The organism is Variovorax sp. GrIS 2.14 (assembly GCF_046115955.1).
Classification (GTDB): Bacteria; Pseudomonadota; Gammaproteobacteria; order Burkholderiales; family Burkholderiaceae_C; genus Variovorax.
In genome coordinates, this window is the sequence record NZ_JBJXIA010000001.1 from 446,481 (window position 1) to 466,479 (window position 19,999).

The following is a 19,999-nucleotide window of genomic DNA, read 5'->3' on the forward strand; positions in this document are numbered from 1 at the left end:
GACTTCGGTTGTCTAGACGACTTTAAAGAAGCCCATGGAACCCATCCTGCGCATTCGCCAGCTCAACAAGCATTTTCCGAACGGCCGGCACGCGCTGCGCGACATCAACATCGATGTTGCGCGTGGCGAGATGGTGGCGCTGATCGGCGCATCGGGCTCGGGCAAGTCGACGTTGCTGAGGCACGTGGCCGGCTTGGTGGCAGCCGATGGCGACAGCGAATCCCTCATTGAGATCGACGGCCGTCGCGTACAGCAGGGTGGTCGCGTGCACCGCGACATCCGCAAGGTGCGGGCACAGGTGGGTTTCGTCTTCCAGCAATTCAATCTGGTGGCACGGTTGCCGGTGCTCATGAACGTGCTGGTGGGTTCGTTGCACCGCACGCCCTGGTGGCGCAGCTGGCTGCGCGCCTTCACCGCCGAGGAGCGGGCGCGCGCGCTCGACGCGCTGGCCCGCGTGGGCATCGCCGATTGCCATGCGCAACGTGCGTCCACGTTGTCGGGTGGACAACAGCAGCGCGCCGCCATTGCACGCGCACTGGTGCAGGGCGCGAAGGTGGTGCTGGCCGACGAACCCATCGCCTCGCTCGACCCCGAATCCTCGCGCAGGGTGATGGAGATCCTGGCGCGCATCCATCGTGAAGACAACTGCACCGTGATCGTCTCGCTCCACCAGGTCGAGATCGCGATGAAGTACTGCGCGCGCGTGATCGCACTCAACCAGGGCCAGGTCGTGTTCGACGGGCCGGCCGCGGCGCTCACGCCCGTATTGCTTCGCGAGCTCTATGGCGCGGATGCTGAAGAGCTGCTGGGCGCGCGTGCTTCCGAGGGCGGCACTGTTCATGTGTTGCCGCAGGTCGCCGTGGCGCCGTGGCCCGCGCAAGGTACCCGCGCCGTCGCCTGACTGTCCTGCCGACGCCCGTTTTTCGAGCGCCTTTATTCCCCCCCTCCGGAGCAATCCATGATCAAGAAACTGTGTGCAACGCTGGCCCTCGGCCTGAGCATGACCTGCGCTTTTGCGCAGGACATCAACTTCGGTTTTATCTCGACCGAGGCCTCGGCCAATCTGAGGCAGGACTGGCAACCGCTCATCGACGACATGAGCCGCCAGACCGGTTTGAAGGTGACTGCCTTCTTTGCGTCCGACTACGCCGGCATCATCGAAGGCATGCGCTTCAACAAGGTGCAGATCGGCTGGTTCGGCAACAAGTCGGCAATGGAAGCGGTGGACCGCGCCAGCGGCGAAGTGTTCGCGCAAATGGTCAATGCCGACGGCACGCAGGGCTACTACTCCCACCTGATCGTGCACCGCGACAGTCCGATCAACAACCTGGACGACGTGCTGAAGAACGGCAAGAGCCTGAGCTTTGGAAACGGTGATCCGAATTCAACGTCCGGCTTTCTGGTGCCAGGCTACTACGTGTTCGCCAAGAACCACGTTGACGCCAAGTCGCTCTTCAAGGTGACGCGCAGCGCTAACCACGAGACGAACGCGCTGGCCGTTGCCAACAAGCAAGTCGACATCGCGACCAACAACAGCGAGAACCTGGAAAAGATCAAGGAGCGTTTCCCCGAGAAGTTCAAGGACATCAAGGTCGTCTGGACCTCGCCGCTGATCCCGCTCGACCCGCTTGTGATGCGCAAGGACATGCCTGAAGAAACCAAGGCCAAGATCCGCAACTTCTTCTACAACTATGCAAAGACCGATGCGCGTGAAAAGGAAATCGTGATGAAGATTTCCAAGCTGTCGGGCTTCAAGGAATCCAGCGACCGGCAGCTGCTGCCGATTCGTCAACTGGACCTCTTTGCCCAGCGCAACAAGGTGGAAGCCGATCCGGTGCTGAGCGACAGCGACAAGAAAACCCGCCTGGCCGATATCGACAAGAAGCTCTCCGCGTTCAACTGATACGAGCAACGCAACGCCCACTTCAGTCCACTCCAGTCCATGCAGCCGATCGTTTTCACCCCGCGCGCGCCGCTACCGGTCACGCCAGCGCCTCGGCGCAGTCTGGTCCGGCCCTTCGGTTGGGCGATTCTCCTGGCGCTGCTGGCTGCGTCATGGAAGGGCGCCGACATGCGCCCCGTCGACCTGTGGCGCGACTCGGGGAACATGGCCACGTACGCAGCGGATTTTTTTCCGCCCAATTTCGCGCAGTGGCGCACGTATGTGGAGGAGATGGTCGTCACGTTGCAGATCGCGCTGTGGGGCACGGCGCTGGCCGTGCTGACGGCGGTGCCACTCGGACTGCTCGCCTCGGCCAACATCGTGCCGTGGTGGATTTACCAGCCGATACGCCGCTTGATGGACAGCTGCCGCGCCATCAACGAGATGGTGTTCGCCATGCTGTTCGTCGTCGCCGTCGGGCTCGGTCCGTTCGCGGGTGTGCTCGCACTGTGGATACATACCACCGGTGTGCTGGCCAAGTTGTTCGCCGAGGCGGTGGAGTCGATCGACCCGCAGCCGGTGGAGGGCATCCGGTCCACCGGGGCCAGTGCGCTGCACGAAATCGTCTACGGCGTCATTCCACAGGTCATGCCGTTGTGGATCTCGTACGCGCTCTACCGCTTCGAGTCGAATGTGCGATCCGCCTCGGTGGTCGGCATGGTGGGTGCAGGCGGTATCGGGGTGGTGTTGTGGGAGATCATCCGTGGCTTCCAGTACGCCGAGACCTGCGCGGTGATGATCATCATCGTGGTGAGCGTGAGCCTGATCGACCTGCTCTCGGCACACGTCCGCAAGCTCTTCGTTTGAATCCGCGCGACGGCTCAGCAGGCTGCGCCTGCGGCTTCGATGCGATGGCCGTCCGCCTCGTACACGGCCAGACCGGACGCGGCCGTTTTCGCGCCGTGCTTGGCGCGCGCCGCTTCGGTGGCGACGTCTTCCACCGTCCGGCATGTGCCCGGCGCGATGTGAACCGCGCCGATGCAAAGGGTGGCGCAGGGAAAAAACCGCATCGTTCCGTGGCGGTCTTCGGCACGGATGCCGCCGGCCAGCCGATCGGCCTCGTCGTAGAGGCCGATCGCCTGGCTCGCGAACTCGTCGATCACGCGTCGGCACCGCGCCTCCCAGTCATCACCCTGAAAAAGAACGATGAAGTCGTCGCCGCCCACATGCCCGACGAAATCCTGGCAGGCGTCGCAGTTGGCCACGAGCAATCTTGCAACTGTGCGGATGACTTCGTCGCCGCGCCAGTATCCATAGTGGTCGTTGAAAGGCTTGAAGTCGTTCAGGTCGGCATAGCCTGCAACGAAGTCGATGCCGCTGCTCAGGAGGCGCTCGATATGAAGGCTGATTGGAATGTTGCCCGGTAGAAAAGTCAGCGGATTGGCATGGCGCGCAGCCTCGATCCGCGTCTCGGTCACGGCGCGGACCAGTTGCTCACCTGTGCCCAGCCCGAGGTATTTGCCCTGCTCGGCGACCACGAAGCCTTCGCTCAGATAGCGCTGGTCGTCCGATGTCAGGATGCCCATCAGCTCGCTCACGTCATCGTCGAGATCGATCACCCGGGGCGTGCGGTTGGCGTGGCTGATGCAGGCCTTGCGCCCATGCACCTCGCGGAAATAGAGCCGTGCAAAGTGGTCGGTGAACTCCCGCCGGTTCACCAGTGCGACCGGCTTGCCGTGGTGGACCACCGCCAGCGCGTGCAGCTCGGGTTGGGCCTGGAAGATGGCGGCAACCTCCTCGTTGGTGGTGCCGGGCTCCACCGCCGGCGCCTTCACGAGCACCAGATTGCGCAGGATGCCCGGCCTGGCAAGCTGGCCCGGCATGGGCAGTACGACAAGCCTTCGGTCCGCCAGGACATCCGCTGCATCGCGCGGCAGCACGGCAGGCGGCGTCCTGGCGGGCCGGCCCAAAAAGTACCCCTGTCCGATGGCCACACCCAGATCGCGCAGCGTTCGCAGGTCGTCACCGGTTTCGATTCCCTCGGCGACCAGTTGGGTTCCGAATGCTTCGCTGAGGGCGACGACGGCGCGAACCATCTCGAAGTTCTCCCTGTTGCCGGTCACGTTGCGGGTAAGGAACTTGTCGAGCTTGACGAACCTGGGCTTGAGTTCTGCCCAGCGGCGCAAGTTCGAATGGCCGTCTCCGAAATCGTCCAGTGCCAGTCGAACGCCGGTAGGCCCCATCGCATCGACGACACGAATCAGCGACTGCGGGTCGGTCGCCCGCTCGTTCTCGGTGAGCTCGATCACGAGCTTGCGCGGATCGACGCCGGAGCTCGCCAGCATGCGTGGCAGAACCGTGGCCGAGGCGCGGACCAGCGCATCGGCACTCAGATTCACGAACAAGTTGCCGGGCAACCTTGCCGACAACCACTCGCGCAGGATCACGTCGACGCAGCGCAGTTCGAATTCCATGAGGACCGATTCGGATGCGGCGCACTCGAAGAGCGCGAGTGGCATGTGCAGCGGTCCATCCACGGGGCCGCGTATCAGCGCCTCGTGGCCGTAGACCGATCCGTTTCGGAGGTCGACCAGCGGTTGAAAAACCGCATGAAGGCCATCGCTCTCCATCAGGCGTTGCAACGGGCTGCGCCCGTTCCTTGGCGTTTCAGACTCGATCGGGATGGCCGGCTCTAGATTGGAGACGAGAGAGGATTGCATGTAGTTCCGGCTGAGCTTAGGAACCGCCGGAGACGGCCGTGTGACGGTTCGTCCAAGCACGGCGGTTTTGTGAACTAACGCACGGTCAGCGAACCTGGAAGCCCTGCGTCGAAACGCGCCTTCGACCGTGCCGGCGTGGCGATTCCTTCACGAAGACGTCACGCGGCTTGCCTCTAATGCGCCAACTCACAACAGGAGTGCCCATGCATGCAGTTCTCAAATCCTGGCGTCTCGCGACGGCGCTGATTCTGATCATCACCCTTGCCTCGTGCGGCGGTGGAAGCAGCGGAGGCGGCGGCGGCGTCTCGGCCGCAGGCCTGAGCAAAGGCACGACGCAGGACGGCGCCGGCAAGGACGGCACGGCGGCGGCGACGACGACGACGGGAGTTTCGGGCACGGCCGACGCTGCCGCGCAATCGCCGGAAGTCCGCTACGCCCCTTGAAGCGATGAAGCGATGAAGCGACAAGACGACGACCCGAACACATAACGACCCCCCAACGAGGAGAAGGCCATGAATTCACGCCGCAAGTTCCTGAAAAACGCTGCGACCGGCACGGCTGCCGCCGCCACGCTGAGCGCATTTCCGCCGAGCATTCGACGTGCGCTGGCAATCCCTGCGCACAACGCGACAGGCACCATCAAGGACGTCGAGCACATCGTGATCCTGATGCAGGAAAACCGCTCTTTCGATCAGTATTTCGGCACCCTGCGGGGTGTGCGCGGCTTCGGTGACCGCTTCACCATTCCGTTGCCCGAAGGCCGCAGTGTCTGGCAGCAAACCGATTCCAACGGGCAACCGGTCTTGCCGTATTACCTGGACCAGAGCAAAGGCAACGCACAGCGCGTGAGTGGCACGCCGCACAGCTGGGTCGATGGTGAAAACGCGTGGGACGGTGGCCGCACCTACCAATGGCCGAAGTACAAGGGCGCCAACGCCATGAGCTACTTCAAGGAAGCGGAGTTGCCGTTCCAGTTCGCGCTGGCCAATGCCTTTACTTTGTGCGACGGCTACCACTGCTCGATGCACACCGGCACCAACTCCAATCGCATGTTCCTGTGGACCGGCACCAATGGCCCGACCGGGGCCGGTGTGGCGTCGGTCAACAACGAGTGGGACTCGATCGATTCTTCGGCATTCGGCTACCAATGGAAGACGTATCCCGAGCGGCTGCAAGAGGCCAAGGTGAGCTGGATCGTCTACCAGAACATGCCGGACAACTTCGGCGACAACCCACTCGCCGGCTTCAGGCAATACCGCAAGGCCAACGAGGCTTCAGGCAAGCCGGTGAGCAACGAGGCGCTGTCTCCGGCCTACGATCCGGCGAGCGACGACGCCGGCAATCCGCTCTACAAGGGGATCGCCAACACCATGCCTGGCGAGTACGGCAATGCGGACAGTTACTTCGAGCGCTTTCGGCAAGACATCAAGAACGGCAAGCTGCCGCAGGTCTCGTGGATCGTGGCGCCGGCGACGTACTCCGAGCACCCCGGCCCGTCGAGTCCGGTCCAGGGCGCCTGGTACATCCAGGAAACGCTCGATGCATTGACGGCCGTGCCCGATGTCTGGAGCAAGACCGTGCTCTTCATCAACTTCGACGAGAACGACGGCTACTTCGATCACTACCCGTCGCCCGCCGCGCCGTCGATCAATGCAGACGGCACGCCGGCCGGCAAAACAACGTTGAGCGACGTGGCGATCGCGTTCGAGCGCTTCAACTATCCCGCGTCGCCGGGCACCACGAGCCAGCCGCTGCCGGACGGCCGTGTCTTCGGGCCCGGCATCCGCGTGCCGATGTATGTGGTCTCGCCATGGAGCCGCGGTGGCTGGGTCAACTCCCAGGCGTTCGATCACACCTCGGTCATTCGCTTCATCGAGAAGCGCTTCGGTGTGAAGGAGCCGAACATCAGTCCGTTCCGCCGCGCCGTGTGCGGTGACCTGACCAGCGCCTTCAACTTCGCGCGGCCGAACGACGAGCGCCTGCCCCAACTCGCCGGCCGCAAGACCCGGGCGCAGGCCGATGCGCTGCGCGCTGCGCAGGACCTGTTGGCTCAGATCGCGCCACCCGTGAATCCACTGTTGCCGGTGCAGGCGACCGGCACGCGTCCGTCGCGTGCGCTGCCGTACGAGTTGCATGTCAGCGCGCGATGCGACGGGCTGCGCGGTCGCGTCAAGCTGATCTTCGCCAACACCGGCGATGCCGCGGCGGTGTTCCACGTGTACGACCGCTTCAACCTCGATCGACTGCCGCGCCGCTACATGGTCGAGCGCAACGAGCGGCTCGACGACGAGTGGGCTGCAACGACCGACAACGCCGGAAAGTACGACCTCTGGGTGCTGGGCCCCAACGGCTTTCATCGCCACTTCAAGGGTGACCTGAACACCCTGAAGTCACGCGGCGCGCCCGAGCCGGAGATACGCGTCGGCTACGAAGTACGCCGCGGCGATCTTCATCTGAAGGTTCGTAACGATGGGGAGCGCGTCTGCTGGTTCACGGTCACCGCGAAGGCCTATCTGCAGGGCCGCGACGATCGCACCTGGCGCGTCAAGGTCAAGGGTGGTGAAGACGCCGAGAAGCGATGGGAACTCGACGACAGCGGCCAGTGGTACGACTTCGAGGTGGTGTGCGACTCAGACCCGACATGGTCGCGCCGCTTCGCAGGCCGTGTCGAAACGGGTCGCCACTCGGTCAGCGATCCGGCGATGGGAACGCCCGGCAACTGACGCGGGACTCCGCTGCGCCGACGAGGGGTCTGTCTTCGTCCTGACGCTTCAGCTCGGCCGTCTCGGTCTGCGTCTTGCCTTGCCAGCGGTCGGGCCCATCGGAACCATCGAAGTCAGGGTCCATTCAAGTTCCGATCAGGTCCGAATTCAGCGCCCCGTCTCGGTCAGGTAGGTTTTGCGCGCGGCGAAGCCGGTATTTGAAAAATCGGTGAAGACGCCGTCGATACCTGCCCTGAAAAATACCAGGTACTCCGCCATCGGGTCACCCTTGTAGAACCCCGCGAGGTACTGCGGCTCGTTTCGGAAGGTGTAGGTGTGTACGAACAAGCCCGCCGTGTGCGCATCGGCGATCAGGCTTGTCGGCTTGACCGTATTGACGTCGGCCAACGAGCCGGTGTACGGCGGGTCCTTGAATGGCACCACTGTCAGCGACATGACCTGCGGCTTCCATGGCCCGATACCGTCGGCGTAGGTCTTCACCTCCGCGAGGCCGGCGGGCGTCAGCATGCTGCCGAAAAAACGGGGGTCGCCGGCGAGAGTCCAGCTGTACGGGCGACCATCGACGAAGGTGTACTCGTCGGTGGTGACGTAACCCATCTCGCCGGTCTTGTAGTTGACGTCATTGCCGTCCACCAACTGCACCGCTTTGCTCTTCAAGCCGGCCGATCGCAGGTACTTAAGGCTGGCCGGATCGAAGCTCTGCACGAAGACCGGTGCATCCTTTCGATTCAGGTCGTTGAAGTTCAAAATCTTCAGCATCGCGTCTTCCAGCGGATGGCTGCCCACGGGTCCACAGCCGTTCGCGATGGCTTGTGCGTTGTTCCAGATCGGGTTCTTGCTTTCCGGATACACGCTGATCGTGCGACCGGTGCTCGCACTCTTTGCTTTTGCGATGTCGATGATTTCCTGGAAGCTCAGGATCGGCAGCTTGCCGTTGAGGTCGGTCGGTCGCTGGGCACGTGCATCGTAGGTCGTGCCGGCGATCCACTGCTTGAGCTCTGCCATCGTGAAGTCGGTGATCGACCAGTCGCCGGTGTGGTCCTCGCCGTCGACCACGAGCGATTTCAGTACCGACTTGGGATCGTTGGGATTGGTCAGATCGCTCAGGTACTTTGCCGGGCCGTTGGCGGGGATGGGTGGATAGGTCACGTCGACCAGCACGCCCGGCACTGTCCGCTTGCGCGCAGCGACCGTGGTGTTGGTCGCAGCCACAGCAGTGATGTTGGTGTTGTCGCTGAGCCAGGGGTTGTGCCGGGCCACCAGCACGCAATCCTTCGTGAGGTGCAGGTCGGTCTCCAGTGAGTCGGCGCCTGCGTCGGCGGCGGCCTCGTAGGCGGCCTGCGTTTCCTCCGGGAAGAGCCCTGGCAAGCCGCGGTGGCCGATGATCAGCGGGGCCTTCCCATCGAGCGTCAGCAGCGCGCTCGGCACGGGTGCCGGAGCAGGAGCAGGCGCGGGTGCGGGAGTGGGCGCCGGTGCGGGTGCAGCGACGATCGGAAGAAACCCGGTCGATCCGCTGCCGCCGCCACCGCACGCGGCCATCATCAACGAGCCAGCGAGTGCGACGCTGGTGCAGCGAGCGATATTCTTCATGGCGGGGCGCTTCACGATTTACCGCCGAAGTCGAGTGCACCGGTCAGATCGCCCATGGGCTTGGCGCCGTTCTTCAACAATGCGGTGTCACGCACCACCAGCCCGGCGAGCGGTGGCAGCGACCAGCGGTGCGTCATGAAGCGCAGCGTCGATGCGGTGTCGTACTGCGTCTTGTCGACGAAGCCCTTCTTGGAGAACGGCGAAATGATGAGCGCCGGGATGCGCGTGCCGGGACCGAAGCGGTCGGCCTTGGGCACGGCCGCGTGGTCGTAGAAGCCGCCGTTCTCGTCGTACGTGATGACGATGAGCATGTTCTTCCACTGCGGGCTGGCCTTCAGCTTGGCGACCAGGTCGGCGATGTGCGCATCACCATCGGTGATGTTGGCGTAGCCGTTGTGCTGGTTCAGGTTGCCTTGCGGTTTATAGAAGCTCACGGCAGGCAACGTGCCGGCTGCTGCCTGCGTCAGGAAGTCGGCGTCGAAGTCCTTCAGGTGCGCAGCGCGTGCGTCGGCGTGCGTGGCCGGGTCGAAGGCAGCGTAGTAGTTGAAGGGCTGGTGGTGGAACTGGAAATTGGGCGCCTGCGCGGCCGGTGGCACGGCGGCAGGGAATACGCGGTTGCCCTCCGCGGTGGCGGTGGTGCTGTTCCATGCGCCGCCGTACCAGGCCCAGCTCAGGCCCTTGGCCGTGAGCACATCGCCGATGGTGGTCTGCGTTTGCGGCGGCAAGGTATTTGCCTTCGTCGGATCGGCGTAGAGCTTGCTGCTGTCGCTCGCGGCCGGCGCATTGTTGCTCGGCTGATACGCCGGTTGCATCGTGTTGACGGCGTAGAAGGTGCCGCTCGCGTCCTTGGGCGTGAGCGTGCTGTCGTTCTTGTAGATCGGGGCGCCGCTCAGCACCGAGGCCGGTGCAGTGGGTGCAGCCGTCAGCCTGACGAAGTTGCCGTCGGCATCGGTGTCGATGGCGGAGATCGAAGCCTTCGCGGGTGACGTGTCGGCATCGGCGTTCGGGTAGATCGGTGCGCAAGCGCACACGAGGTACTGGTGGTTCAGGAACGAACCGCCAAAAGCGCCCATGAAGAAGTTGTCGGCCAGCGTGTATTGCTGCGCCAGGTTCCACAGCTGCATCTTGCTGCCGTCGAAGTAGCCCATGCTCAGGCCACCTGCGTCGGAGTAGGCCGCGAACTTGTCGTTCTTGCCGCCGTTGATCTGCATCTGGTTGTTATAGAAGCGGTGCACCAGGTCGCGCGTGATGGTCGACTGGCCGATGACGGTACCGGTGTTGAAGAAGCCTGCCGCGTCGTCGATGCGGAACATCTTGTTCGGCATGCCGACGGTTTGCGCCTGCGTGATGGTCGTGGTCTGGCCAGCGGCAGTGACGCCGCCCCATACCGGCGGCAGTGCCGGGAGGGTCGAGCCGTCGAAGTCTTTCTGGGGCTCGGCGGTGCTCGATGCGGGGTTCACGCCCGGGATGCCGTTGGCGCCGGGGTACAGGCCGTACAGGTTGTCGAAGCCGCGGTTCTCTGCGTAGATCACGACCACGTTGTTGATCTGGTCGAGTGCGAAACGATTGCGCAGGGCGCCGGTCAGGTCGCCTGCGGTGCCAGCCTCTGCCACGGCTTCGGCAATGCGCTCGATGCTCTGGTCGATCTCGGTCTGCAGCACGGTGCGGATGGCCACGTCGGTGATCTTGTTGTGGTCGGCCAGCAGTTGCGACTCGGCCACGCCCAGGCGTTTGGCAAATGCGGTGCGCGCCGCGGCAAGGTCGCCGCCGTTGGCCTCCATCAGCGCCACCATCTCGGTGCTGATGGCGCTGACCACGCCGTTGGCGTCGGCCGGTGCGCGGAATACGAGCGGCTGCGTGACGGCGGATTCGACGCTGGTGGCCGGGTCGTAGCGCTTGCTCGATGTGCCGATCTCGGCCACCACAGCGCCCTTGCCGGTGAGCGTGAAGGCGCCGTTGGCGTCCGTCGTGGTGCTGGTTTCCGACGCGTCGCAGCGGCCGTTTTTGTTGCTGTCGATGCACACCTTCGCGTTGCGAAAGTAGCTGCCGGTGACCACGCCGCTCGTCGTGGCGGGTGCCGTGGGCGTGGTGGTCGCAACGCCGGTGGCCGGCACGAGGCCGCTGAAGCCGTTACTGCTTCCGCCGCCGCCGCAGGCCATCACCACGGCCGACGCGACGATGGCGGTCGGCCACAAGGCGAGTGCGAGCGGCTGGCCGTTTCGGCGGGATGTTCTGGGCGCGGAGTCGCGCGAAGAGGGAGACAGGGGTTGGGCGGTCATCTGGGTACTCTTGGTGTTGGAATGGTCCCGACTGACGCCGGGCGCATCGATGGTCGTGCGGCTCCGTGACAACCGCGTGGCAGTGGCGTGTCATCGCGCTGACACGCTGCGGCAGCACAGTCGCCGCCAACCGAGGCTTTTCGCCCGATCTCCACCGTGACGTTTCGCTTCGCCTTCTTCAGCGTCTTCAACTTTCTTCGCCGCTTCGGCTGGCTGCTTCTCGGGGTCGTGGCCCTGTCGGCATGCGACGGCCGGCCTGGCGCAAGCACGGCAGCCGCTGGGCCGGATGCATCGGCCTCGCCTGCCGCACCGGCCTACGTCGGCGCCACCTACGCACCGGTGTCCGGCAAGCCGCAGCCCAGTGCCGCGCAGTTGAGCGCGATCGGACAGCGCATCTTCTTCGACACCTCGATGTCGGCATCTGGCACGCAGTCGTGCGCCAGCTGCCACGATCCCGCACATGCCTACGGGCCATCGAACGCCTTGTCGGTGCAGCTCGGCGGTGCCGATGGCCGCACGCCGGGTCCGCGCGCCGCGCCGTCGCTGCGCTACCTGCAAACGCTGACCGCGTTTTCGGAGCACCACCACGACAACGACGGCGACGACAGCATCGACGCCGGCCCGACCGGCGGCCACATGTGGGACGGCCGCGCCGGCTCTGCACATGAACAGGCAGGGCTGCCGCTGCTCTCGTCCGCTGAGATGGGCAACGCGTCGGTGGCGATCGTCGCCGGCAAGCTGGAGAAGGCCGGCTACGCGAACGACATGCGGCAGGCGTTTGGTGACGAAGTCTTCGACAACCCGGACACGGCGTTCAAGGCGGCCGGCCTGGCGCTCGAAGTCTTCCAGGAATCGCCGACCGACTTCTATCCGTTCACCAGCAAGTACGACGCCGTGCTGCGCGGCCAGCAAAAGCTCGATGCCGCGGAGTCGCGTGGGCTGAAGCTCTTCAACGCTGCCGACAAGGGCAACTGCGCGGCCTGCCACCTGAGCGAGCGCACGCCCGACGGCGCGTTTCCGCTGTTCACCGATTTTGGAATGATCGCCATCGGCGTGCCGCGCAATCGCGCACTGGCCGCCAATGCCGACCCCGCGTTTCACGACCTCGGCCTGTGCGGCCCGCTGCGCACCGATTTGGCGGACCACCCGGAATACTGCGGCCTGTTCCGCACGCCCACGCTGCGCAACGTGGCGGTCAAACAGGCGTTCTTCCACAACGGCGTCTTCCACTTGCTCGATGAAGCGGTGCGCTTCTATGCACAGCGCGACACGGCACCCGCGCGCTGGTACGGCCGTGGTGCCGAAGGCAAGGTCCAGCCCTACGACGACCTGCCCTCGAAGTACCACCACAACGTCAACGTCGAAGCGCCCTTCGGCCAGCGGCCGGGTGCGAAGCCGGCCTTGACCGAAGCCGAGATTCGCGACGTCGTGGCCTTCCTCGGGACATTGACGGACGCCGATGCCGCCGCTGCCGGTCGGGCCGCTTCCACTCTGCGACCGCCGCAGTCGTCGAGGAACTGACGCCTTAATATCGGCGCTGGCTTTTTACCTGCAGCACCGATGACCGTCCCCGACCCCGCTCCTGACTCCGCCTCCGCCCTCGCTCCCCCGGTCGACCCCGCCCGCCTGGTTGCCGACCTCGTCACGCTGCTGCGGCTCGAGCAGATCGATGCCGACCGCTTCATCGGCCAGAGCGAAGACATCGGCACGCCGCGCGTCTTCGGTGGCCAGGTGCTCGGCCAGTCGCTGATGGCGGCCTGCCGCACCGTCGGGGCAGATCGACCGGTGCACTCGCTGCACGCGTACTTTCTGCTGCCGGGCGACAAAAACGAATCGATCGAATATCTGGTCGACCGCGTGCGCGACGGGCGCAGCTTCACCACCCGGCGGGTCGTCGCGCAGCAGAAGGGCCGCACCATCTTCACCATGATGGCGTCGTTCCAGACCGTCGAGCCGGGTGCCTTTTCGCACCAGCTGACGATGCCTGAAGCACCGGCCCCCGAAACGCTGGTGAGCGATGCCGAGCTGCGGCGCGCCCTCGGCAACCGCGCACCGGCCGGCATGAACGACAAGTTCTTGCTGGAGCGGCCGATCGAGTTCCGCACCGTCGATGCACCGGACCTGCTGACGCCCGAGCTGCGACCGGCCGAAGCGCTGGTCTGGATGCGTGCGCTCACGGAGCTGCCCGACGACCCGGCCCTGCACTGCGCGCTGCTGGCCTATGCGTCCGACCACGGCCTGCTGCGCGCCGCGCTCCTGCCGCACGGCCTGAGCTTCATGCAGGGTCGCCTTCGCCCGGCCAGCCTCGACCATGCGATGTGGTTCCATCGCGATTTCCGGCTAGACGACTGGTTGCTCTACGCCATCGATTCGCCGAGCGGCGGTGGGGCCCGCGGCCTGTGCCGCGGCGAGATCTTTTCGCGCGACGGCCGGCTGGTGGCGTCAGTCGCGCAAGAAGGAATGTTGCGCGTGGTCGATGCCGGCACACCGGTCGGCTGACCATGCTTCAAATGCGCCCCGGTTGCGAATGCTGCGACCGCGACCTGCCACCCGATTCGCTCGACGCACGCATCTGCACGTTCGAATGCACCTTCTGCAGCGATTGCGCCGAGACGCGGCTTGGCTGCGTGTGCCCCAATTGCGGCGGTGACCTGGTGCAACGGCCGCGTCGGCCTGCGGGCAAGCTCGCAAAGTTTCCGACGTCGACCACGCGTGTCTTGAAGCCGGAAGGGTGCCAGTCGCGGGTTGAACCAGCGGCTTGAAACGGCCGCCTCAAGAGGCGGCCACAAGGCTCAGGGCCCGCGGGACTCGGAATCGGCGTGCGGCTTGCGTGTCGTGCGCACCGGCGGACGCCGGCCCACACGCCCCAGCAAGCGCGACAGCACCGGCGACCGCGGCACATCGCGAAAGAGCGGCGGCAGCGACAACGCCAGCAGCATCACCGCCAGCGGAACCACGCAGACGAAGCCGACGTACTTGAAGCCCAATGCGCCGACCGTTCCGCCCAGCACGAACATGCCGATCAGTCCACCCGCCGTGACCATGCGGGGCCGGTCGTAGTGCACGGCAGAAGCGGCATGGTGGCTGCGCCGGTTCCAGTACAGCATCTTGCCCAGCTCCATGCCCAGGTCGGTGATGTTGCCGGTCATGTGCGTGGTGCGGATGCTGCCGCCCGATGTCTTGGAAGCCACCGCGTTCTGCAGGCCCATCATGAAAGCCAGCAGCAGCACGGTGAGCGGCACCGCGAAAGGTGTCGACCAGGTCAGTGTGATGGCGCCCATCAGTCCGAAGGGGAACAGCAGCGCGGCTTCCAGCAGCAAGGGCAACGCATAGACGCTGTGCAGCCGGTGCTGCCGGCCCCAGTTCACCAGGATGGCGCAGACGGCGGCGCCGCTCATGAATGCCAGCACGGCGCCGAGCGCGTTGAGAAACAACTCGGTGTTGCCCAGCACCAGCCCGTCGGCCAGCTGCGACGCGAAGCCGGTCATGTGCGAGGTGTACATGTGCAGCACCAGAAAACCGCCTGCGTTGATGGCGCCGGCGTTGAAGGCGAGCAGCAACCCGAGCGCTCTGTTGCTGGCGGGCGAGCGGTGGCGGTCGGTGAGAAAACGCAGTCGGCGCATGGTGTCTGTACCCACGCTTATACGCCCCGCTGTGCGTCAGAACCGGGCGGTGCTTGGCTTCTTAGTGGGCGTTGGAGAGTCGCGCACGCAGCGCGGCAACGGCGCTGTCGACCGTCGTGAGCACCGGGAGGCCCGACGCGTCTTCGCAGGCCGCGCGGGCACGCGCCATGCTGAACTGCGCCAGCGCGATGCGGGTGCAGCCCTTGTCGCGCAGCCATGCCGCCTGCTCGGCGATGAGCGCGTCGTGGCGGGCCCCGTCACCGGCGTCGAGCGCATCGAGTGCGCCTTCGGCCAGCGCCGTATCGAGCGCGACATCGGGGCCGAACTCGGGCGGCATTGACACCAGCGTCGCGGCGAAGGTGGCGATCAGCCCGAGCTTGCCTATGCCGGCCCGGGCTTTGGCGACCATCGCCTCGTTCGGCTTCAAAACGGGGATGCCCGGATGCCGTGCCGCGACCGCTTCGATGCAGGGCCCGAACGCCGAGCAGGTGAACAGGATGCCGTCGGCGCCGGTCGATACGGCGTAGTCGCCGAGCGCCATGAAGCGCCGGTGCATCGCATCGTCCAGCCTGCTTCCACTGCGCGCGAGGTCGGCCGAGAGACTGTCGTCCATCAGATTCATGCGGATCGCTTCGGGCCAGTCGCGCACGAAAGCGTCGTTGATCGGGGCGACCGAATGGGCGAGTGCGTGGATGAGGGCGATGCGGGTCATGAGGCGGACGTTACACGCCCAGGTAGCGCGCCCACAGCGAACGATCGGCATCGAGCGCTGCCGAATCGCCCTGCCACACTGCGCGCCCTCGCTCCAGGATGATGTGCCGGTCGGCCAGCGGCAGCAGGCGCTGCACGTACTTGTCGACCACCAGAATCGCCTCGCCTTCTGCCTTGAGCGTCGCCAGGCAGCGCCAGATCTCCTCGCGGATGACGGGCGCCAGCCCTTCGGTCGCTTCGTCGAGGATCAACAACCGCGGATGGGTCGATAGCGCCCGCGCGATCGCCAGCATCTGCTGCTCGCCACCCGACAACTGGTTGCCGGCGTTGCCCTTGCGCTCGGCCAGGCGAGGGAACAGTCCGTAGAGCGCCTCGATGGTCCAGCGCGGCGCGCCCGGCTGCTGGCCCGATGCGGTGGCACGTGGACGCGCGAAGGCGCGCAGGTGCTCGTCGACGCTCAGGTTGGGGAACACGTGGCGCCCCTCCGGAACGATGGCAATACCGCGGCGCGCGATGGCGTCGGGCCGTGTGCCGCCGATCTCGGCGCCGTCGAAACGCATGCTGCCGCGTATCGGTGCGAGCGTGCCGGTGAGCACCTTGAGCAGCGTGCTCTTGCCCATGCCGTTGCGGCCCAGCAGCGCCAGCACCTCGCCGGCCCGCACCGCGATGTCGATGCCGAACAGCACCTGGCTCGCGCCGTAGCCGGCTTCGATGGCGCTGGCTTCGAGCAGCGTCGTTCCGGAGATCGAGTCGGTCATGAATGCCCTTCCGCTTCGGTGCCGAGATACACCGCCTGAACGTCCGGATGACCGCGCACTTCGTCGGCCGTGCCGGTCATCAGCACCTTGCCTTGCACCAGCACCGTGAGCCGGTCGGCCAGGCGGAACACCGCGTCCATGTCGTGCTCAATGAGCAGGATCGCCATGCCGGCGCGCAGTGAGTCGATGAGCCTCACCATGCGCGCGGATTCGTCCGGGCCCATGCCGGCCATCGGCTCGTCGAGCAGCAGCAGCTTGGGATTTGCGGCGAGTGCCAGCGCCACGTCGAGCGCCCGCTGCGCACCATGCGGCAAGGTGCCGGCGATGCGGTCGCGCTCGGCGCCGAGCCCCACGCGATCGGCCAGCGCGATGGCGCGTTCCGTCAGCGCGGTTTCGTTGGAACGTGACGCCATGAAGCGCAGGCTGCTGCCGGCGTGCGCCTGCGCTGCGAGCATCAGGTTGTCGTGCACCGTCTCTTTGGCGAACACCCGTGTCACCTGGAAGCAGCGCGACATGCCGGCCGACACGCGCTGATGATCGGTGAGCCGGGCGATGTCTTTTTCGTCGAGCAGGATGCGCCCGCCATCGGACTTCAGCAGGCCGGTGATGAGGTTGACCAGCGTGGTCTTGCCGGCGCCGTTCGGCCCGATCAGCGCATGCACTTCACCGCGCTCGACCGTCAGGTTGACATGGTCGGTCGCGACCAGTCCGCCGAAGCGTTTGACCAGTCCTTCAATGCGAAACAAGCTCATGACGCGTTACCCCCTCTCCCCTCGGGGGAGAGGGTCGGGGTGAGGGAGTTTCTGCGCCTGTACAACGCCGCCAACCCCTTCGGCGCCCACAAAGCCACAGCGATCAACAGCAACCCCAGCGGCAGATGCCAATGGTCCGTGTACTGCTTCAAAACCTCTTCGAGCAGCAGCCACACCGCAGCGCCCACCGGCCCGCCCCAGCTGCGCCCGAGCCCGCCGATGACGACCATCACCAGCAACGTGGCCGACTGCGTCCAGTGCATCGTCGCCGGGCTGACGAAGCCGTTGCCCCCGGCCAGCAGCGCACCGCCAAGGCCAGCGATGGCACCCGCGATGGCAAAGGCGACGAGCTGCAGCCGGAACACCGGATAGCCCAGCGCACGCATGCGCGTTTCGTTGTCTCTGATGCCCATCAGCGCATAGCCGAAGCGCGAGCGCGTGGCGCGGTGCAGCCACAGCAGCGTGAGCGAGACCAGTACCAGCACGACCCAGTAGAAGGTCGAGTCGTCGGCCAGGTCGAGGCCCGGCAACAGGGTCGGCCGCGCTGGTAGCGTGTAGCCGTCGTCACCGCCATAGCGCCGCAGCGAGACGACGACGAAGTACAGCATCTGCGCGAAGGCCAGCGTGGTCATGATGAAGTACACGCCGCGCGTGCGCAGCGCCACGGTGCCGACCAGCGCCGCCACGATGCCTGCGACTAAGGCTGCGACGGGCCACAAGATCCAGGCCGACATCACGCCCGCATTGCTCAGCGCCACCACCGTGTACGCGCCGACGCCGATGAAGCCGGCATGCCCGAGCGCCACCATGCCGCCGAAGCCGAGGATGAAGTTCAGGCTCGCCGCGGCCAGTGCGACGACCAGCACGCGCCGCACGAAGCCGATGTAGAACTCCAGCCCGAGCAATGGCGCGACCAGCGGAAACGCGGCCAGCAGCACGAACACGATCGCGATGACGACGGTGGATGTTGTGTTGCGCTGCGTCATGCTCTGGCCGAGAAGAGGCCCGAGGGCCGGAAGATCAACACGATCACCATCAGCGCGTACATCGCCACTTCGGCGAACAGCGGGCCGAGGTCGGCCGCGGTCGACGGTGGCAAGGTGGCGCGCAGCAACATCGGCACAAACGCCCGGCCAATGGTGTCGACCAGACCGACCAGCAGCGCCGCGACGAACGCGCCACGCACGGAGCCGATGCCGCCGATGACAAGCACGACCAGCGCCGGAATCAAAATCTGCTCGCCCATGCCGACCTGCACCGCGACGATCGGCCCCATCAGCGCACCGGCCAGTGCGGCCAGAGCGGCACCGAGCAAGAAGATGCCGTTGAAGATGCGGCCGACGCGCACGCCCATCAGCTCGGCCATCGGCCGGTCGGATGCACCGGCGCGCACCCGCATGCCGATGCGCGTGTGATTGACCAGCAGCCACAGCGCCAGCGCGACGAGCATGCCGCCGGCCAGGATGACGAGGCGGTAAGACGGGTAGGGCAGCCCCGCAATGATTTCGATCGGCCCCGACAGCGCAGCGGGCGTCGGTGCCATCACCGGCGACGGGCCCCACACCATCGTGACGATGTCGTCGGCCACCAGGATCACCCCGAAGGTCGCGAGCACCTGCGCCAGATGGTCGCGCTGGTAGAGCCTTCGCATCAACAGCACTTCGAGCAACAGCGCGACGACCACCGTCACCAGCACCGCGATGACGATCGCCGCCGCGAACGAGCCGGTGCGCGTGTGTGCCTCAGCGGCCACGTAGGCGCCAGCCATGAAGAGCGAGCCGTGCGCCAGGTTCAGCACGTCCATGATGCCGAACACCAGCGTGAGCCCGGCTGCGAGGAGGAACAGCATCAGGCCGTAGCCCAGGCCGTTCAGCAGCTGTTCGAGGAGAAGGATGCCGGTCACGGCGGAGTCGGTTTCACGGATTCGCGAGACGCTGTGCGATCACGCGGCGGCGCAGGTGGGTTTGGTGAACCGGGACATGAACTCTCCGACAAGATGGATCGACCAAATAAATGTTTATAGCTAAATACTTTAACTATAAACAATCTGCTGTCAATCGCGCCGGTAGGAATACCAGCGCGCGGCCATGCGCCCGCCGAACATCACGACCGCCAGCGCCGCCACCACGCAGCCGCTGCCGGCCCACTGCCATGCCGAAACCCGTTCGCCGAGCGTGAGCATGCCGGCCGCGAGGCCGATGATCGGCACGCCGAGGCTGAAGGGCGCGACGCGATTGGCCGGATGCCGCTTGAGCAGCGAGGTCCACAGCGCATAGGCCACCACGGTCGCGAACCAGCCCAGGTACGCGACACCGGCCCATGCGCCAAGGCTCGCGTGCGTCCATTGCCAGCGTGACGCCGGCGGATCGAACAGCCAGGCCATGAGCGCGAACGGCAGGATCGGTACCACCGACATCCAAACGACGAACTGCAGCGGGTCGTAGCCCGGACTGGCGCGCTGCGCCCGGCGCGCGACGATGTTGGAGGCCGCCCACATCGCAGCGGCGAAGAGGTTGAGCACCAGGCTCGCCAGCGTGATGCCGCCCGTCGCGCCACCGCCGACGAAGTTGGCCGCGAAGCACCCGAGCCCGATCGCCGCCAACGCCAGGCCGGCCCGCAGCGGGCCACTCAGGCGCTCGTGCAGCAGCACGACGCCGAGCAGGGTCGTGAAGAACACTTGCGTCTGCATCAGCACCGACGCCAGCGCCGCCGTCATGCCGATCTGCAAGGCCACGAACAGCAGGCCGAACTGGCCGAACTGCGCGAGCCCGGCGGGCACCAGCCAGCGCCACGAGAGCGTCGGCCGTTTGACGAACAGCATCAACGGGAGCACCGCGAACACGTAGCGCAAGGTGCCGAGCTGGAACGGCGTGAAGTCGCGCAACGAATATTTCATCGCCACAAAGTTGAGGCCCCAGATAACGACCACGCCGAGCGCAGCGAGCAGGTCGCGGCCCATCA

Annotated in this window: 18 protein-coding genes; 8 read left to right on the forward strand and 10 right to left on the reverse strand. The window is 65.7% G+C overall.

Annotated elements, in window-relative coordinates; all coding sequences use genetic code 11:
* Positions 1–34: 34 nt before the first annotated feature.
* Genes phnC through phnE form a run of 3 tightly spaced genes read left to right on the forward strand, consistent with a single transcriptional unit; the run spans position 35 to position 2,749 of the window.
* Positions 35–901, forward strand: a complete 867-nt coding sequence (gene phnC / locus RCH10_RS02130) for a phosphonate ABC transporter ATP-binding protein (protein WP_409051075.1) — start codon at positions 35–37, stop codon at positions 899–901.
* A 57-nt stretch (positions 902–958) separates the two neighbouring features.
* Complete coding sequence (phnD, locus tag RCH10_RS02135) at positions 959–1,903, forward strand: phosphonate ABC transporter substrate-binding protein (RefSeq protein ID WP_409051076.1); 945 nt, start codon at positions 959–961, stop codon at positions 1,901–1,903.
* A 39-nt stretch (positions 1,904–1,942) separates the two neighbouring features.
* Positions 1,943–2,749: a phosphonate ABC transporter, permease protein PhnE gene (gene phnE / locus RCH10_RS02140; protein WP_409051077.1), complete on the forward strand. Its 807-nt coding sequence runs from the start codon at positions 1,943–1,945 to the stop codon at positions 2,747–2,749.
* A 14-nt stretch (positions 2,750–2,763) separates the two neighbouring features.
* On the opposite strand, the gene RCH10_RS02145 is transcribed toward phnE, so the two are convergent.
* Positions 2,764–4,602, reverse strand: coding sequence for an EAL domain-containing protein (locus RCH10_RS02145; protein WP_409051078.1), 1,839 nt, complete (start codon positions 4,600–4,602; stop codon positions 2,764–2,766).
* A gap of 203 nt (positions 4,603–4,805) precedes the next feature.
* On the opposite strand from RCH10_RS02145, the gene RCH10_RS02150 reads away from it, so the two are divergent.
* Complete coding sequence (locus tag RCH10_RS02150; RefSeq protein WP_409051079.1) at positions 4,806–5,045, forward strand: hypothetical protein; 240 nt, start codon at positions 4,806–4,808, stop codon at positions 5,043–5,045.
* A gap of 69 nt (positions 5,046–5,114) precedes the next feature.
* Entirely contained in the window at positions 5,115–7,325 is a 2,211-nt protein-coding gene (locus tag RCH10_RS02155) for a phosphocholine-specific phospholipase C (RefSeq protein WP_409051080.1), read from the forward strand.
* Between the two features lie 147 nt (positions 7,326–7,472).
* Here the strand turns inward: RCH10_RS02155 and RCH10_RS02160 are convergent, their stop codons facing one another.
* Both RCH10_RS02160 and acpA read right to left on the reverse strand, forming a co-directional pair.
* Entirely contained in the window at positions 7,473–8,915 is a 1,443-nt protein-coding gene (locus RCH10_RS02160; protein WP_409051081.1) for a glycerophosphodiester phosphodiesterase family protein, read from the reverse strand.
* A gap of 11 nt (positions 8,916–8,926) precedes the next feature.
* Positions 8,927–11,074 (reverse strand): acid phosphatase, encoded by a 2,148-nt coding sequence (gene acpA, locus RCH10_RS02165; RefSeq protein WP_409051321.1) that lies wholly within the window; start codon positions 11,072–11,074, stop codon positions 8,927–8,929.
* Between the two features lie 276 nt (positions 11,075–11,350).
* Here acpA and RCH10_RS02170 point away from each other — a divergent pair, with 276 nt between their 5' ends.
* The 3 genes from RCH10_RS02170 to RCH10_RS02180 are packed head-to-tail and all read left to right on the forward strand — an operon-like array spanning position 11,351 to position 13,956.
* Entirely contained in the window at positions 11,351–12,715 is a 1,365-nt protein-coding gene (locus RCH10_RS02170) for a cytochrome-c peroxidase (protein WP_409051082.1), read from the forward strand.
* A 39-nt stretch (positions 12,716–12,754) separates the two neighbouring features.
* A complete protein-coding gene (gene tesB / locus RCH10_RS02175) occupies positions 12,755–13,693 on the forward strand; it encodes an acyl-CoA thioesterase II (protein ID WP_409051083.1) in 939 nt (312 codons plus the stop codon).
* Positions 13,694–13,695: 2 nt separating this feature from the next.
* Positions 13,696–13,956 carry a DUF1272 domain-containing protein gene (locus RCH10_RS02180; protein WP_409051084.1) on the forward strand — a complete coding sequence of 87 codons (261 nt, stop codon included), beginning with the start codon at positions 13,696–13,698 and terminating at the stop codon, positions 13,954–13,956.
* 30 nt (positions 13,957–13,986) lie between these two features.
* Here the strand turns inward: RCH10_RS02180 and RCH10_RS02185 are convergent, their stop codons facing one another.
* From RCH10_RS02185 to RCH10_RS02215, 7 genes are all read right to left on the reverse strand, one after another.
* The gene (locus tag RCH10_RS02185) at positions 13,987–14,817 is read right to left on the reverse strand and encodes a YoaK family protein (protein ID WP_323497878.1); all 831 of its coding nucleotides are present in this window, start codon (positions 14,815–14,817) and stop codon (positions 13,987–13,989) included.
* Positions 14,818–14,878: 61 nt separating this feature from the next.
* Entirely contained in the window at positions 14,879–15,529 is a 651-nt protein-coding gene (locus tag RCH10_RS02190) for an aspartate/glutamate racemase family protein (protein ID WP_409051085.1), read from the reverse strand.
* Positions 15,530–15,539: 10 nt separating this feature from the next.
* Positions 15,540–16,259, reverse strand: a complete 720-nt coding sequence (locus RCH10_RS02195) for an ABC transporter ATP-binding protein (protein ID WP_409051322.1) — start codon at positions 16,257–16,259, stop codon at positions 15,540–15,542.
* A gap of 23 nt (positions 16,260–16,282) precedes the next feature.
* Positions 16,283–17,038: an ABC transporter ATP-binding protein gene (locus tag RCH10_RS02200; protein WP_409051086.1), complete on the reverse strand. Its 756-nt coding sequence runs from the start codon at positions 17,036–17,038 to the stop codon at positions 16,283–16,285.
* Positions 17,035–18,024, reverse strand: coding sequence for a branched-chain amino acid ABC transporter permease (locus RCH10_RS02205; protein WP_409051087.1), 990 nt, complete (start codon positions 18,022–18,024; stop codon positions 17,035–17,037). The genes RCH10_RS02200 and RCH10_RS02205 overlap by 4 nt, the downstream gene beginning before the upstream one ends.
* Positions 18,021–18,941 (reverse strand): branched-chain amino acid ABC transporter permease, encoded by a 921-nt coding sequence (locus RCH10_RS02210; RefSeq protein WP_409051088.1) that lies wholly within the window; start codon positions 18,939–18,941, stop codon positions 18,021–18,023. The genes RCH10_RS02205 and RCH10_RS02210 overlap by 4 nt, the downstream gene beginning before the upstream one ends.
* A 150-nt stretch (positions 18,942–19,091) precedes the next feature.
* On the reverse strand, positions 19,092–19,997 hold the full coding sequence (locus tag RCH10_RS02215) for an EamA family transporter (RefSeq protein ID WP_323497872.1): 906 nt from the start codon (positions 19,995–19,997) through the stop codon (positions 19,092–19,094).
* Positions 19,998–19,999 lie beyond the last annotated feature (2 nt).

Coding starts and splice junctions, on each gene's coding strand:
- RCH10_RS02215 (WP_323497872.1), bottom strand. CDS start 19,997: ATGGGCCGCGACCTGCTCGCTGCGCTCGGCGTGGTCGTTATCTGGGGC.
- RCH10_RS02155 (WP_409051080.1), top strand. CDS start 5,115: ATGAATTCACGCCGCAAGTTCCTGAAAAACGCTGCGACCGGCACGGCT.
- tesB (WP_409051083.1), top strand. CDS start 12,755: ATGACCGTCCCCGACCCCGCTCCTGACTCCGCCTCCGCCCTCGCTCCC.
- RCH10_RS02185 (WP_323497878.1), bottom strand. CDS start 14,817: ATGCGCCGACTGCGTTTTCTCACCGACCGCCACCGCTCGCCCGCCAGC.
- RCH10_RS02160 (WP_409051081.1), bottom strand. CDS start 8,915: ATGAAGAATATCGCTCGCTGCACCAGCGTCGCACTCGCTGGCTCGTTG.
- RCH10_RS02200 (WP_409051086.1), bottom strand. CDS start 17,038: ATGAGCTTGTTTCGCATTGAAGGACTGGTCAAACGCTTCGGCGGACTG.
- phnE (WP_409051077.1), top strand. CDS start 1,943: ATGCAGCCGATCGTTTTCACCCCGCGCGCGCCGCTACCGGTCACGCCA.
- RCH10_RS02205 (WP_409051087.1), bottom strand. CDS start 18,024: ATGACGCAGCGCAACACAACATCCACCGTCGTCATCGCGATCGTGTTC.
- phnD (WP_409051076.1), top strand. CDS start 959: ATGATCAAGAAACTGTGTGCAACGCTGGCCCTCGGCCTGAGCATGACC.
- RCH10_RS02145 (WP_409051078.1), bottom strand. CDS start 4,602: ATGCAATCCTCTCTCGTCTCCAATCTAGAGCCGGCCATCCCGATCGAG.
- RCH10_RS02180 (WP_409051084.1), top strand. CDS start 13,696: ATGCTTCAAATGCGCCCCGGTTGCGAATGCTGCGACCGCGACCTGCCA.
- RCH10_RS02150 (WP_409051079.1), top strand. CDS start 4,806: ATGCATGCAGTTCTCAAATCCTGGCGTCTCGCGACGGCGCTGATTCTG.
- RCH10_RS02190 (WP_409051085.1), bottom strand. CDS start 15,529: ATGACCCGCATCGCCCTCATCCACGCACTCGCCCATTCGGTCGCCCCG.
- acpA (WP_409051321.1), bottom strand. CDS start 11,074: ATGGCCTGCGGCGGCGGCGGAAGCAGTAACGGCTTCAGCGGCCTCGTG.
- phnC (WP_409051075.1), top strand. CDS start 35: ATGGAACCCATCCTGCGCATTCGCCAGCTCAACAAGCATTTTCCGAAC.